This window comes from Streptomyces sp. NPDC056128 (assembly GCF_042263835.1).
In the GTDB taxonomy this organism is placed as follows: domain Bacteria; phylum Actinomycetota; class Actinomycetes; order Streptomycetales; family Streptomycetaceae; genus Streptomyces.
In genome coordinates, this window is the sequence record NZ_JBHJVQ010000034.1 from 1 (window position 1) to 15,025 (window position 15,025).

Here is a 15,025-nt window from a genome sequence, read left to right on the forward strand (position 1 = left end):
CACCCTCCTCGACCACCACCACACCAGCCTCACCACCATCCACAACCTCACCCCCCACCCCCAACTCTTCGACACCACCCTCGTCTTCGAAAACTATCCGGTGCAGTCAGACACGCTCGCGCAGGTGCAGAGTGGCGGACTCACGATCACCGGCGGCGGCGGAAACGATGGTGTGCACTACCCGCTCAACCTCGTCGCCGCCCACAACCCCACCGACGACACCCTCCAACTCCGCCTCATCCACAACCCCCACGCCTACGACGACACCACCGCACACCGCATCACCGACCACCTCACCCACCTCCTCACCACCATCGCCAACCACCCCGAACAGCCCCTCACCCACACCACCCCCCTCACCCCCGAAGAACAGCTGACCCTCATCACGACCTGGAACTCGCGGCAGGACCGCGAGCCCGGTCCGGACGTCACCATCCACCGGCGCTTCGCCGAGATCGCCGATCGGCGGACGGATGAGCCGGCCTACCTCTCCACCCGCGGTGATCTCACCTTCGGGGAGATCGACAGGCGCGCGAACCGCCTCGCCCACCTGTTGCTCAAGCTCAGGCCCGTCGCAACCGGGCCGGTCGCCGAGCATCCCGTCGCGATCCTCATGGACCGCTCGGCCGAGCTGCTCGTGTGCATGCTCGCCGTCCTCAAGACGGGCGCTCCGTACCTGCTGCTCGACGCCCGCTCGCCCGTCGCCCGCCTGTCCGCCGTGCTCGCGGAGAGCGGCGCCGAGCTGCTCCTCACCGCCCCGCTCGTGGAGGACATCGGCTGGCGCGCGGACCTCGCCCCGGCGGTCCGGCAGCTGGAGTTCGCCGAGCTCGACCTCGACGCCCAGCCCGATACCGCGCCCGACGTCGAGGTACATCTGGACCAGTTGGCCTGCGTGATGTACACGTCGGGTTCCACAGGAGTCCCCAAGGGGGCTTCCCTGACGCATCGCAACGTGCTGCGCCTGGTCGAAGCGGACCCGTACGAGCCCACCCCCGGTCGCGGCGACCGAATGCTGTTCCACTCGCCACACGCCTGGGACGCCTCCATCTGGGAGTTGTGGATGGCGCTGTTGCGCGACCACCAGGTGGTCGAGGCTCCGCCCGGCCGACTCGGTGTCCAGGACATCGCCCGCCTGCTCACCGACAACGGCATCACCCGCATGTGGCTGACCGCCGGCCTGTTCAGGCTCATGGCGGACGAGCACCCCCGCGCCTTCACCCGGATGCGCGAGGTCTGCACGGGCGGGGACGTGGTACCCGCCACGGCCGTCCGCAAGGTCCTCGAAGCCTGCCCTGACCTGGTCGTTGTCGACGGCTACGGGCCGACCGAGGCCACCGTCTTCGCCACGCACCACCGGATGCGGGCCACGGACACCGTTCCGGACAACGTGCCCATCGGTGGCCCGATATCCAACATGCGCACCTATGTGCTGGACACCGCGCTGCGCCCGGCCCCGATCGGCGTGACCGGCGAGCTGTACATCGGCGGCGAGCAGGTCGGCCGCGGCTACGTCAACAGGCCGGGCCTGACCGCCGAGCGTTTCGTGGCCGACCCGTTCGGGCCGGCCGGCAGCCGTGTGTACCGCACCGGCGACTTGGTGCGGTGGCGGGCGGACGGCACACTGGAGTTCGTGGCCCGGGCAGACGCCCAGGTCAAGCTACGCGGCTTCCGCATCGAGCCGGCCGAGATCGAGGCGGCGCTCGCCGCACACCCCGCGGTCGGCCACCACGCGGTCGTGATCAGAGAGGACCGCCCCGGGGACAAGCAGCTCGTCGCCTATGTGACCCGGTCCTCCACGGGCGGTACCGGCAGCGCCGTGGATGAGGCGCTCGGCGAGGAATTGCGCTCCCACCTTCAGCAGAGCCTGCCGGAATACATGGTGCCCTCGGCCTACGTGGTGCTCGACGCGCTGCCGCTCACCACCAACGGCAAGCTCGCCCGGCACGCGCTCCCCGCCCCCGTCCGGCCCAAGGTGGAGCGGACCGCCCCACGGAACGCGCAGGAGGAGACGCTCTGCCAGGTGTTCGCGGACGTGCTCGGCGTGGACGGGATCGGCGTCCACGACAACTTCTTTGAGCTCGGCGGGCACTCGCTACGGGCGGCGCGGCTGGCCGGCCACGTGCGCACCGACTTCGGCGTCGACCTGCCGCTGCGCACCCTGTACGCGGCCCCGACCCCCGCCGCGCTCAGCGCAGCGCTGGGCGAGGGCGCCGTAGCCCGGGAGTTCGCCTTCCGCACCGTTCTTCCCCTGCGGGAGACCGGCAGCCGCACTCCGCTGTTCTGCGTGCACGCGGCCGGCGGACTGGCCTGGCGGTACGCCGAGTTCCTGCGACACATCCCGAAGGAGTACCCGGTCTACGGGATCCAGGCCGCCGGCTTCCTGGAGGACGGCCTGCCCGGGGGGCTGGAGGAGATGGCCGCCGCGTACGTGGGGGCGATCCGTGAGGTCCAGCCGAAGGGCCCGTACCGGCTGCTCGGCTGGTCCTTCGGAGGGCTCGTGGTGCAGGAGATGGCCGTTCAGCTGGCGGAGCAGGGCGAGAAGACCGAATTGCTTGCGATCCTCGACTCGTTCCCCGCGGCCGGCGAGGAGTGTGCCGAGTTGCCGGACCGGCAGGACGTCGTCCGCAGCCTGTTCGAGGTGATCGGCATCTACCGGGAGGAGCAGCAGTCGCAGGACGCCACCGCGCAGGACCGCGGGGACAGAACTGGTGAAGCCGTCGCGCGGGACGTCCTGCGCGAGGCCGACAGTGCCTTCGGCCGGTTGCTCGGCGACCGGCTGGACGCCTTCGTGGAGATCACCCGGAACAACATCGGCCTCAGGCAGCGCTTTCAACCCCGCCGCCATGAAGGCCCCATGACTTTGGTGGTGGCCGAGCACCAGGACGCGCGGGCCGAGGATCTGGTCCGCCTCTGGGACCCGTATTGCACAGGCCCGGTCGAAGTCGTGCACGTCGCCTGCTCCCACGCGCGGATGATGGACCCCGGTCCCGTCTCCGACATCGCCGGCCCTCTCGCCAAGACCCTCGAAACCCTCGACGAGACGCATGCGGCGTCGGAAAGCACGGAACGATGAAGGACCTCTACGACATCGGTGAGCTGCCGCCACTGGGCGAGGTGCCCACCCACATGCACGCGGCGTTGATCAGGCCCGAACGTTACGGGGAGCCCTCACGGGCCATCGCGACGGAGGTCGTCCCCGTGCCCGAGGTGGCACCCGGCAAGGTGCTCGTCCTGGTGATGGCCGCGGGCGTGAACTACAACAACGTGTGGGCATCGCTCGGCAGCCCCCTGGACGTGGTCGCGGCCCGTCGGAAGGCCGGTCACCCGGAGGACTTCCACATCGGCGGGTCCGACGGTTCCGGCGTCGTCTGGGCCGTCGGCGAGGGCGTCGAGCAGGTCAAGGTGGGCGACCAGGTGGTCATCGCGCCCGTCGTATGGGACGAGACGGCCGTGGACATCCGGCTCGGCGCCGACCCGATGACCTCGACCAGCGCCCTTGCGATGGGCTACGAGTCCAACTACGGATCCTTCGCCCAGTTCACGGTGGTGGACGAGTACCAGTGCCATCCCAAGCCCGCCCGGCTGACCTGGGAGGAGGCGGGCTGCTTCATGCTCACCGCGGCGACCGTCTACCGCCAGCTGCGGGGCTGGCCGCCGCACACCGTGGAACCGGGCGACCCCGTACTCATCTGGGGCGGGGCCGGCGGACTTGGTTCCATGGCCATCCAGATCGTCCGGCAGTTCGGCGGCATACCGGTGGCGGTGGTGTCCGACGACGAGAAGGCCGAGCACTGCCTGCGCCTCGGCGCCCGCGGCGTGATCAACAGGAAGGAGTTCGGCCACTGGGGACGGATCCCCCCCGCCGACGACCCCCTCGCGTACGCGGAGTGGCTGAACGGCATGCGTGCGTTCGGCCGCGCATTCTGGGACGTGCTGGGCGAACGCCGGTCGCCGCGCATCGTCCTGGAGCACCCCGGCCAGGACACCATCCCCACCTCGATCTACCTCTGCGACAACGCGGGCATGGTCGTCACCTGCGGCGGCACCAGCGGCTACCAGGGCGATGTGGATCTGCGCTTCCTGTGGATGCGGCAGAAGCGGTTCCAGGGCTCCCACGGTGCGAACACCACCCAGTTCCGAGCCGTGGCCGAACTCGCCGCCCAGGGCACGCTGGATCCCTGCATGTCGCTCACCGTGCCCTTCTCCGAGATCCCAGGCGTCCACCAGCTCATGTACGAGAACCGGCACCCGTCCGGGAACATCGCGATTCTCGTCGGCACCCCGGAGCCGGGCCGGCGGGACGTGCCGACACCGGTATGTGCGCGGACGTCCGGCTGATCCCCTCCGTGTACACGCGGCCCCGTCCACTGCGGAATGACCGAAAGAGTGACCAGAAAGTGCCCACAACCACCACGTCCACATCCCCCACGACTCCGCTCTCGACACCGGCGGGCGGGAAGCTGGCCATGTTCGGCGGATCCCGCGCCGTCCCGCGCACCGCACGCATCGCGCAGTGGCCGGTGGTGACCGAGGAGGACCAGGAGGCGGTGCGCCGCGTCCTCGCCTCCGGCCGGTTCACGCTCGCCGCCCACGGCGAGGAGGAGATACCCGCCCTGGAACAGGAGTGGGCCGCCGAGGCCGGCACCCGGCACTGCGTGGCAGTAGCGAACGGCACTGCCGCCCTGAGCCTGGCCCTGGCCGCCGTCGGCATTGAGCCCGGTGACGAGGTGATAGTCCCGGCGCTCAGCTTCGTGGCGACCGCGGCGGCGCCCATGCACCTGCTGGCGGTGCCCGTGTTCGCCGACGTTGACCCGGACACGTTCAACATGACCGCTGCCGCCGTGGAGGCCGCGGTGACCCCGCGCACCCGCGCCGTCGTCGTCGTCCACCTGCATGGGCTGCCGGCGGACATGGACGAGATCAACGCCGTCGCCCGCCGGCACGGCCTCGCCGTCGTGGAGGACGCGGCTCAGGCCCACGGCTCCCACTACAGGGGCCGACCGGCCGGCGCGCTCGGCACGATCGGCGCCTTCAGCCTCAACGTGAGCAAGAACCTGGCCACGTGCGGCGAGGGCGGCCTGGTCACCACCGACGACGAGGACCTGGCCAGGAGGGTCGCGGCGCTGCGCCAGTTCGGCGAGCTGTCGGGTACGGGCGCCTCCCGCACGTACATCTCCCACATGCTCGGCTGGAACAACAAGCCCAACGCGATCCAGGCCGCGTTCACCCGCAGCCAGCTGCGCCGGTTCCCCGCGGACCGCGGAAGGCGTGAGCGGAACGTCCGCCCCTTCCTGGACAGGGTGGCCGCCCTGCCCGGATTCCATGCACCGCACCACCCCGAGGACCGCACTCACGCCTGGCACATCCTGCGCTTCCGTGTGGTTCCCGCCGCCTTCGGTCTGGACGACCGGTACGCCGGGCCGCTGCGGGCAGCCGTACAGAGGGCCCTGCGCGCCGAAGGGGTGCCTGCCGCCCCCTACCAGTCCCTGCCACTGCCCGCCCAGCACATGTTCCGGGCGGAGGGAGGACTCGGTGCCTGGCCCTGGCGACTGGCCGGCACCCGCCCGCAGCCGGGCGGCCCCGCCGCCTTCCCTGCGGCGTCCCGGGTGATCGAGGACTCCTTCGCCGTCCAGAAGGCCCACCTGCACCCGGACGCCGGCCCGTTGCTGGCCCACTACGCGGAGGCATTCGAGAAGGTCTGGCAGAACCATGACGGCCTCGCGCGGCTCGCCAAGACCCTGCCTTACAACCCTCCGTGGGAGGAGGCGTCCGCCGCGGGCAGGGCCGAGTGGGAAGGCGCCTTCCCCACCCGGCCCTGACGGGATGGCAGACCCTGTGTCCGCTAGTGCACCCAGCCGCGCCCGGTGGCAAGGACCCCGGCCTGGAACCGGCTCTTCGCGCCGAGCTGGGCCGTCAGCTTCGCCGTGATCCGTCGACTGGTGCGCACCGACACACCGAGCTTGCGCGCGATGGCGTCGTCGGTGTGCCCGTCGGCCAACAACTGGAGGATCGCCGCCTCCTGAGCCGTGAGCTCCTCGTCCCGCTCCGAGTCCGCGGCCGCGGACTCGAGCGGAGCCGAAGCCTTCCAGACCTGTTCGAACAGATCGCACAGGGCATGGACCACGCCGGAGCTGTGAAGGAGCATCGCACCGGCCCGGGTTGTCTCCGGGTCCAGTGGCACGATGGCCGTCTTGCGGTCGTATACCACCATGCGGGGCGGCAGGACGGCGGCGGTGCGGACCTCGGCGCCGGACTCCACCAGCCAGCGTGCGTAGTCCAGGGTCGGGCGGTCGTTGACGATGCTCTCAAGGTAGATCGTGCGGACCCGCACCCTGCGGCGGAGCACCGAGCTGTCGAGGGGGCGGCTCGCCGCCATGTTTCCCGCCGACTGGGCACCGGCCGGTACGAAGCCCATGATCTCCGAGGAGCACTTGGCGGCGAGGGCCTCGATCTTCAGGCGGATGCTGTCGATGTTGGTGAGCTGTTCGACGCCGGGGTCGTGCCGGCCCTGCTTGGTGCGCTGGAACTCGGCGATCACCTGCTGCAGTGCGGCGCGGCTTGCGGAGATGCGTTCCTGCTCCCGCAGCACGTCCGCTTCCTGACGGGCCAGCAGCGACGCGAGTCCGACCTCGGGGTCGACCGCCCGCACCTCGCCCGGGGCCTCCCAGGAAGGCCGGATCAGCAGCAGCCGACCCAGTTCGTCCAGGCAGTCGCGGATCTCTTGCGAGTCGAGGCCGAGCCGGTCCGCGAGTTGCGCGACGTCGGCCTCAGGGTCCTTGATCATTTCCCAATATACGGCTTCCGCTTTTCCTTCCAAGCCCAGCCCCGTGAACACCTTGAATCCCCCTTGCAATTGCTCCCCGCAATCCGGCAGTTGATCAAGTTCAACCCGACAGACCCGTCACCGTCAACCGAGCCTGATGTCAAGAAATGTCTCACCCGTAGGGATTGGCAGCTTGCTGTCCAGGCGAAGTCCTGACACCGCCGCTCGTGGTCATCGCGGACTGCAGCGACAAGACTTCCCCGTGTCGCGGGGCTCACGAGCGGCCGAGGACCCGGTCCCGGAGCACCGTCACCCCTGAATCGAACTCTGGGCCTTCTGACCACGGTGGGGAGCATGGGCACGACTGGGAACCTTCGGCCTTCGTCCGTCGCACAATCCGAGAACGGGCCGGTGCCGACCAGGCGTCCAGGCACCGGTGGAGCGGGGTTGCCCCGGTGATCCGCTTTCTGTGGCGCATCGTGCGTCCGTTTCCCATGGCACTGGCGGTGCTGGTCGTCCTGCAGATCGCGGCGGCCGCCGCCGGCTTGCTCCTGCCCGACCTCAACGCACAGATCATCGACCGCGGGGTGATGACCGGATCCACCGGGCACGTCCTTGGCCTGGCGCTGAGCATGCTGGGGCTGACCGTCCTCCAGGTCGTGCTCGCCATGGGGGCCGTCTATGCGGGTGCGAGGGTCGCTCTGGCGGCGGCCCGCGACCTGCGTGCCGCCGTGTTCGGGCGCGTCCAGGAGCTGTCCTGCCAGGAGTTCGCCGCGTTGGGCGCGCCGTCGCTGCTGGCGCGGACCACGAACGATGTCCAGCAGGTGCAGCGCGTGCTGATGATGGCACTCGCGGTGTTGGCGATGGCTCCGGCCACCTGGATCGGCGGCGTGATCATGGCGCTCCGCCACGACGCGCAGCTCTCCATGGTCGTGCTGGCGGTGGCCCCCGTGCTCGGCGCGCTGACGACGGTGGTGGTCCACCGCATGCGCCCTCATTCCCACGCCGCGCAGCGGGGCGTGGACGCGGTAAACCGCGTGGTGCGGGAGCAGCTCGGCGGCCTGCGCGTGATCCGCGCCTTCGCCAAGGACGCCCACGAGCAGGAACGATTCGCACGGTCGAACGCCGTTCTCACCGAGGCCGCCCGAGGGCTTGCGCGCCACACGGCGCTGCTGCTCCCGCTGACCGCCCTGGTGGCGAACTTCGCCGGCGTCGCCGTGCTGTGGCTCGGCAGCGGCAGGCTCGCCGACGGAACGATCCAGGTGGGCACCCTGATGGCGCTGATGTCATGGCTGACGCAGGTCTTCGGGGCCTCGCTCCTCCTTGTCGCCCTGTTCGTCGTCGCCCCCCGGGCCGAGGTCTGCGTCCGGCGGATCAGCGCCGTACTCGCACTCCGCCCCGGGCCGGCCCTTCCGACGCGGCCGGTCCAGATCCTGACCCGGCCGGGCCGCCTGGAGGTCAACGCGGCGGAGTTCCGCTACGGCGAGGCCGAGGAGCCGGTGCTGCGCGGGGTGGACCTGACCGCTTCCCCTGGCGAGACGATCGCGGTGATCGGACCCACCGGCAGCGGCAAGTCGACGCTGCTGGGGCTCATACCGCGGCTCTTCGACGTGACGGGAGGGACTGTCCGCGTCGGCGGCGTCGATGTGCGTGAACTCGACCCCGGGGTGATTTCCCGGACCGTCGGACTGGTCCCGCAGAAGGCCCACCTTTTGTCCGGGACCATCGCGACCAACCTGCGGTACGGCACGGCCGACGCCACCGAAGCGGAGCTGTGGCACGCCCTCGAGGTCGCGCAGGCCCGCGAGTTCGTAGAGCGTCTGGAGGGCGGGCTCGACGCGCCGGTCTCCCAGAGCGGAACCAATGTCTCCGGGGGGCAGCGCCAGCGCCTGGCCATCGCCCGCGCACTGGTGCGGCGCCCGGACATCTACCTCTTCGACGACGCATTCTCGGCCTTGGACCAGACGACCGAGGCGGCACTGTGCGCGGCCCTGGCCGACGAGACCCGCGACGCGACCGTGGTCATCGTCTCGCAGCGTGCCTCCGCGGTGCGGCATGCCGACCGCGTCGTGGTCCTGGACGCAGGGCGCGTCGTGGGCGAAGGCCGGCACGAGGAGCTCATGACAACAAACATGACATACAGGGACATCATGGCCTCGCGGCTGACGGAAGCGGGGACGGCGTGAGGACGGGGCGACGCATCAGCCGCGGTCGGGCGGCCCGGCTGCCGGGGACGGGCGCGGTCACGGCCACGGCCTTCGACAAGGGCAGGCGGCCGGGAGACTGGTCCATGGACCTCCGCAGGGCCGTGCGCAGGCTGCTGAGCATGATGCACCGCGAACCGAGGCTCTTCTACGGCGTGGCGACCCTCGGTACGATCGCGGTGGCCATGGCCACGACGGGCCCGTGGCTGCTGGGCAGGGCCACGGACTCCGTCGTCGCGGGCGGCGGGCCGGAAGCGGTGGGCACTCTGCTGGCACTGGCTGCCCTGGTGTACGCGACCGAGGGGCTGTGCCGCGTCCTCCAGGGCCGGTGGACGGCGCGGCTGGCGAGCGGCGTCGGATACCGTCTGCGCGCGGACAGCCAGGCCAAACTCTCCCGGCTGCCGCTGTCGTACTTCGACCGGGTCAGGCGCGGCGACGTGCTGAGCCGAGTCACCAACGACATCGACAATGTGAGCCAGACGATCCAGCAGGCCATCGGCACGTTCGTCAACACGTTGCTGACCGTCGCGGGCGTGCTGGCTGTGATGGTCTGGCTTTCTCCGCTCCTGGCGCTCGTCGGGCTGGCCTCCGTGCCGCTCGCCCTCTTCGTCTCCGGGCGCGTCGGCGCGCGGTCCCAACCGCACTTCGTCCGGCAGTGGGCAGCCACGGGTGCCCTCACCGCGCACGTCGAGGAGACGTACAGCGGCCATCAGCTCGTCAAGATTCTGGGCCGGCAGCGGCAGTCGGTGCGGGAGTTCGCCGAATGCAACGACGCCCTCTACCGGGCTGGTCTGCGGGCACAGTTCATCAGCGGCATCCTGCAGCCGCTGATGATGCTCGTGTCCCACCTCAACTACGTACTGGTCGCGGTCGCGGGGGCGGTACAGGTGGCCTCCGGCTCGCTGTCGATCGGCCAAGTGCAGGCGTTCGTCCAGTACTCCGGCCAGTTCTCCGCGCCGCTGGCGCATTTGGCGGGGATGGCCAACATGGTGCAGTCCGGCGTCGCGTCCGCCGAGCGGGTCTTCGAACTCCTGGACGCGGAGGAACAGGCTCCCGACGCCCGGCCGGCGGCCGCACTGCCGCGGCCGGCACGGGGCCGTCTCACGATGGAGAAGGTCTCCTTCCGGTATTCGGCGGACCGGCCGCTGATCGAGGACCTCTCACTGACGGCCGAGCCCGGCCACACGGTGGCGATCGTCGGACCGACCGGTGCCGGCAAGACCACACTCGTCAGCCTGTTCATGAGGTTCTACGAGGTGACGGGGGGCCGGATCACCCTGGACGGTGTGGACATCACCGAAGTGCCCCGGGAAGAGCTGCGCTCCGCGATTGGCATGGTCCTGCAGGACACCTGGCTCTTCGGAGGCACCATCGCCGAGAACATCGCCTACGGCAGCTCGCGCCGCGAGGTGACCCGCGCCGAGATCGAACGGGCCGCGCGTGCTGCCCACGCGGACCGGTTCATCCGCACCCTGCCCCGCGGCTACGACACTGTGATCGACGAGGAGGGCAGCGGGGTGAGTGCCGGCGAGCGGCAGTTGATCACCATCGCCCGGGCGTTCCTGTCCGACCCCGTGATCCTCGTCATGGACGAGGCCACCAGCTCGGTCGACGGTCGCACCGAGCGTCTCGTCCAGGAGGCCATGAGCCGCCTGGCGGCCGGCCGCACCTGCTTCGTCGTCGCCCATCGGCTGTCGACCATCCGCCACGCCGACACGATTCTCGTCATGCGGGACGGCTCGATCGCCGAACAGGGCTCACACGACGAACTGGTCGCCGCCGGAGGCGCGTACGCCGGACTCCACCGAGCGGGATTCACCCCGAACCGGTCCCATTCCGCCACATACCGAAACGTCTGACGAAAAGAACGCCGCCATGCTGAGTCGAATTCTTGTCTGCGAAGAACTGCCGCTGATGAGAGAGGGGTTGCACACGCTCTTGGACGCGCTGTCGGACATCGACGTGCTTGCCTCCACGGAGAGCCAGATGGAGACGCTGCAGCTGACGCGGACGCGGAGACCCGACGTGGTGCTCATCGGAATGTCCGAGGTGGCGGACGCCGTGCGCCTCGTGCGCCGCCTCGGCGACGAAGCCCGCCCGCCGGACACCGCGCCCGGGTCGGTGGTCTTCCACGTCAGGGGCGACGACGAGGGAGTGGCCGAGCTGCTGCGGGCCGGCACCAGAGGCCTGTTGAACCGGGACGCCACCAGCGCCGAGGTGATCGCCGCCACGCGCGCCGTGGCCCGCGGACGGACCGCCGTGGGTCCGGACATCGTCGACAGCCTCGTCGAGTGGTTCCGGGACGGCGGCGCCGCGCCCCGGCTGGACCCTGGCATCGAGGCCGGGTCACTGACCGGGCGGGAGCGGCAGGTCCTCTGTCTCGTCGGCCAGGGCCTCTCAGTCGACGACATCGCCGAGGACCTGTACATCGGCGTGAGCACGGTGCGCACCCATTTGCACCGGATCCGCCACAAGGTCGGTCTGCGGGACCGGGCCCAGCTCGTCGCCTTCGCCTATCGCACGGGCCTGGTGCACCGCGCGGCCTGACGGATCCGGCCCGCCACCGCCCGCCGGGACAACCGGGACGAGAGCGCGTCGGCACGTCGAGGCCGCGACGCGGATCCGAAGTCCGGGGCTCGAGTTGCCTTCGCCGTGCTCGATCTCACCCGGGTGGCGGTGCTGGCGGCGACCGATACCGATACCGAGGCCGGATGAATGGGGCGACGGCGAGGCCTGCCCGCCGGCCCTTGACAGGTTTCATAGGGCAGCGGGCAGGCTGTTGCTGACATCGTTGTCGCAGAGTTGGCGGGATTACCTACGGCGTGTAGACCGTGTCACTGCCGTACAGCTCCCTCGTGAACGCCGAGACGTCGGCGCTGCGGTCGGTGGCGTCGAGGTTGTACGTCAAGTAGACGCCGTATCCCTCGCTGACGGTGCGGCGGGCGAGGTTGGTGACCGTGCTCTGTGGCGTGCGGCCGATCTCGACGGCCGCCGGTGACAGCTTCGACTTGGGCAGGGCGATGCCGGGGACCTGCCAGGTGCCGTAGTACGGGTTCCAGGCGTAGTCGAACTTCGAGGAGATGTCGACGCCGCCGTAGGACAGGCGTGATGCGGCCGGGCCGATGTTGTAGAGGCTGATGATCTTGTCCGGCATGTTCGCGCGCAGTGCCGTCACCAGGTGCACGAACGAGCTGTCGTTGGGCTGGGCGGTGCCGTTCTTGCCGTACTCGGCGTACTCGTCGTCGAAGTCGATGCCGTCGAGGCCGTACTTGGCCACGGCGTCCGACATCTCCTTCGCGAACGCCGAAGCCGTCTGCTGGGACGTGAAGTTGGCGAACCCCGCGCCCTGGTGGTTGCCCAGCACCGAGAGGACGACCTTGATGCCCTTCTGCTGCAACGGCCGTATCTCCGTGGCGGCGTTGTCGAGGACGCGCTGCACGTTCTCGTTGAAGTGCAGGTACGCCTTCTTGGTGCTGGTGTCGTAGTTGATGTTCGCCGCGAAGATCACGGCGACGTCGAAGGCGTTGCCGCCGCCGTCGGCGAGTGTGTACTTGCCGGCGTTGAGCATGCTGTTGTTGTTCACCTCGATGTAGGCCACCGAGGTCGGTCCCTGCTTCGCGGCGGCGGGCGAGGGGGCGGGTGACGCCGCCGCGCCGGTCGTGGTGGTCGTGCCGAGGGTGAGGGCCGCGACGGCCGAGAGTGCGAGCGCGGCTGTCCGGACTCTGCTCCGTACCGGAGTCAACATCGTGGGTCGGTCTCCCATCGCGTGGCGGCGCCCGACGTGTTCGGAAGCGCCGAGTGAGCCTCCGAGTGTTCCGGTGCCGTGACCGACTCCCGAGAGCCGTGCGTGAACTCTTCACGATTTCCACGCACGGACCCCCTGCTGGTACCCGGCCCTCCTTCAGCGCGCGTCCGCGCTGCGCAGCGTCAGGATGCGTACGGTGCGCTCGCCCCGCTGGGCCTCCCGGCCGTGCCAGCAGCGGTAGTTGTCGAGGATCAGGATGTCCCCCTCGTCCAGCCGGAAGCGTGGCAGGGAGGCCTCGGCGTCCAGGACGGCCTCGCGGAAGCGGGTCAGTTGGTCGTGGATGTGGTCGGTGGCCGGGTCGCGGTGGAGGGGGACCGCGCCGTCGGTGCGGCGGACGATGCGTCGGCCGGTGCGGGTGTACTCGACGTGCCGTCCCGCGCGCGGAACGGCGGGCAGGCCGCGCACTCCCGCCCAGGCCCCGTACAGGTCCACGTCGGTGTCGGTGAGGAAGTCGTGCAGGGCGGGGTCGGCCGAGGCCAGGCCGTCGACGAAGCGGTAGGCGTCCAGCGCGAAGGAGTCGCCGCCCTCGGGGGCCGGGCGGGCGCACTGGATGAGGACGTAGTCCTCGTCGGGGTCGCGCCGGCGCTGGGGCACCCCGCCGATGTTGACCACCACGTCGAAGCTGTCGGCGTGCAGATGGACGGGGTCGCCGTCGCGCGAGGTGCGTACCCGGTGCGGATACAGCTCGCGCAGACGGTCGCCGACGACCTGGGCCGCGGCGACCATCAGGGCGTCGGACGTGTTCTCGTGGCCGGTGAGGATCACCGCCCCGTCGCGGTCCAGCAGGGCGCGTGCCTCCTCGGATGCGTGGCCCAGGGGTACGCGGGCGGGGGCGACTTGAGAGGAATCCTCTAGCGATCGGTTGACGTGAGCGGCTGCGTGCATGGCTTCAGGCTGGCGCATTCAGCGACCGGCGCCGGTCATGTGCGGTTCGGCGTGCCCCGATTCCGGGCGGTGGGAGAAGCCGCGGGAGGACGGGACCAGGGCGGCCGCTGCGGGTGCCGCGAAGCAGGTGACCGCGCAGACGACCAGGACCGGCCTGGCGCCGAAGGCGTCGATGGCGGGGGCGATCAGGGCGAGTCCGAGCGGGGCCAGGCCGTACGAGAGCAGGAAGTCCAGGGAGGAGACCCGGGCCAGCTTGTCCGGCGCCACCTCGCGTTGGGCGGCGGTGAACCAGGGCACGTTGAACAGCTCGATGCCGACGCCCGCGATGGCGTAGGCGGCCATCACGACGGTGGGGTGCACGGGGAACACGAGGCTGAGAGGCGCGAAGCCGTAGGCGGCGAGGCCGGCCAGGGCGGCCCGGCCGGGGGAGCGGGGACGCCAGCGGGCGATGAGCAGCGCACCGGCCAGGGCTCCGGCGGTGTAGGCGGTCATCGCGCCCGCGAGGACGACCTCGGTGCCGTACTCGTCCCTGCTGACCAGGGGTAGCGCCACACCGGTCGCCGAGTAGCCGGTGGCTATGACGGCCGTCAGCGCGCCGAGGCCCGCGACGAACCAGGGGTGCCTGCGGGCCTCCCGGACGCCGTCCGCGAACTCCGAGAGGAACGACGTGGCCTGTGCGCTGCCCGAGGTGGCCGGCTCTTCCCGCTTCACGTCAGTGGGGTCGGGCAGCGCGCCGCGGCCGGGTACGCACGCGGCGACCAGCCACAGCAGTCCTATGCCCATCAGGAGCGCCCCGGTGTCGAGGAACACGGCGAGCAGGGCGGCCAGCGAGGGGCCCACGAGCGTGGTGACGCGTACCGCGAGGGTCATGGCGGCGTTCGCCTGCTGCCTGCGGTCGGCGTCCACCACCTCGGCGGTCAGGGCCTGGTAGGCGGGCCGGCAGGCACCCTGTCCGGCTCCGGCGACCGCGGCCGCGGTCGCCATCAGCAGCACCGAGCGGTCCAGCCCGGCGGCCAGCACCGGGGCCGCCGCTCCGGAGGCGAGCCCCGCCCACAGGACGACGCTCCGGCGGGAGTGCCGGTCGGCCAGTACCCCGGCCACGGGCACCGCGGCGAGGAACCCCACGGTGCGGGCCGCGAGCAGCAGACCGAGGTCGGTGGCGCCGAGGGTGCGGTCGAGTACCGCGAGTCCGAGCACGAACGGCAGGGCCCAGGTGGCCAGGCCCGATGCGGTGGCGCCCGTCCAGAGGCGGAGGAACGCGACGTCGAGCAGGATGGGCCGTTGCCCTCCGGACCCGGCCCCGGCGGACGTGGTCGGTGCGGGTGAGGTCGGCACGATGGAGCGCTCCAGTCCTGGTGGGGTGAACGT

General features: G+C 70.7%; 10 protein-coding genes. 6 read left to right on the forward strand and 4 right to left on the reverse strand.

What is annotated here, in order from left to right; translation table 11 throughout:
• From ACFC1X_RS35345 to ACFC1X_RS35355, 3 genes are all read left to right on the forward strand, one after another.
• The coding region (locus ACFC1X_RS35345) for an amino acid adenylation domain-containing protein (RefSeq protein ID WP_376362124.1) at positions 1 to 3,073 on the forward strand (3,073 nt) is incomplete at its 5' end.
• Entirely contained in the window at positions 3,070 to 4,338 is a 1,269-nt protein-coding gene (ccrA, locus tag ACFC1X_RS35350; protein WP_376362127.1) for a crotonyl-CoA carboxylase/reductase, read from the forward strand. The genes ACFC1X_RS35345 and ccrA, both read left to right, overlap by 4 nt.
• A 128-nt stretch (positions 4,339 to 4,466) precedes the next feature.
• Entirely contained in the window at positions 4,467 to 5,819 is a 1,353-nt protein-coding gene (locus tag ACFC1X_RS35355) for a DegT/DnrJ/EryC1/StrS family aminotransferase (RefSeq protein WP_376362130.1), read from the forward strand.
• 23 nt (positions 5,820 to 5,842) lie between these two features.
• On the opposite strand, the gene ACFC1X_RS35360 is transcribed toward ACFC1X_RS35355, so the two are convergent.
• Positions 5,843 to 6,784 (reverse strand): LuxR C-terminal-related transcriptional regulator, encoded by a 942-nt coding sequence (locus tag ACFC1X_RS35360; RefSeq protein WP_376362133.1) that lies wholly within the window; start codon positions 6,782 to 6,784, stop codon positions 5,843 to 5,845.
• Between the two features lie 473 nt (positions 6,785 to 7,257).
• On the opposite strand from ACFC1X_RS35360, the gene ACFC1X_RS35365 reads away from it, so the two are divergent.
• The 3 genes from ACFC1X_RS35365 (at position 7,258) to ACFC1X_RS35375 (ending at position 11,514) form a co-directional block, all read left to right on the forward strand.
• Entirely contained in the window at positions 7,258 to 8,949 is a 1,692-nt protein-coding gene (locus ACFC1X_RS35365) for an ABC transporter ATP-binding protein (RefSeq protein WP_376362136.1), read from the forward strand.
• A 104-nt stretch (positions 8,950 to 9,053) separates the two neighbouring features.
• Positions 9,054 to 10,826 carry an ABC transporter ATP-binding protein gene (locus tag ACFC1X_RS35370; RefSeq protein WP_376362139.1) on the forward strand — a complete coding sequence of 591 codons (1,773 nt, stop codon included), beginning with the start codon at positions 9,054 to 9,056 and terminating at the stop codon, positions 10,824 to 10,826.
• Between the two features lie 67 nt (positions 10,827 to 10,893).
• Complete coding sequence (locus ACFC1X_RS35375; protein ID WP_376362142.1) at positions 10,894 to 11,514, forward strand: DNA-binding response regulator; 621 nt, start codon at positions 10,894 to 10,896, stop codon at positions 11,512 to 11,514.
• A gap of 268 nt (positions 11,515 to 11,782) precedes the next feature.
• Here ACFC1X_RS35375 and ACFC1X_RS35380 read toward each other — a convergent pair whose 3' ends face one another.
• The 3 genes from ACFC1X_RS35380 to ACFC1X_RS35390 form a co-directional block, all read right to left on the reverse strand.
• Positions 11,783 to 12,712, reverse strand: coding sequence for an endo-beta-N-acetylglucosaminidase H (locus ACFC1X_RS35380; protein WP_376362145.1), 930 nt, complete (start codon positions 12,710 to 12,712; stop codon positions 11,783 to 11,785).
• Between the two features lie 156 nt (positions 12,713 to 12,868).
• Positions 12,869 to 13,657 carry a TauD/TfdA family dioxygenase gene (locus tag ACFC1X_RS35385; RefSeq protein WP_376362147.1) on the reverse strand — a complete coding sequence of 263 codons (789 nt, stop codon included), beginning with the start codon at positions 13,655 to 13,657 and terminating at the stop codon, positions 12,869 to 12,871.
• 18 nt (positions 13,658 to 13,675) lie between these two features.
• Positions 13,676 to 14,992 carry an MFS transporter gene (locus ACFC1X_RS35390; protein ID WP_376362150.1) on the reverse strand — a complete coding sequence of 439 codons (1,317 nt, stop codon included), beginning with the start codon at positions 14,990 to 14,992 and terminating at the stop codon, positions 13,676 to 13,678.
• Positions 14,993 to 15,025: the final 33 nt, after the last annotated feature.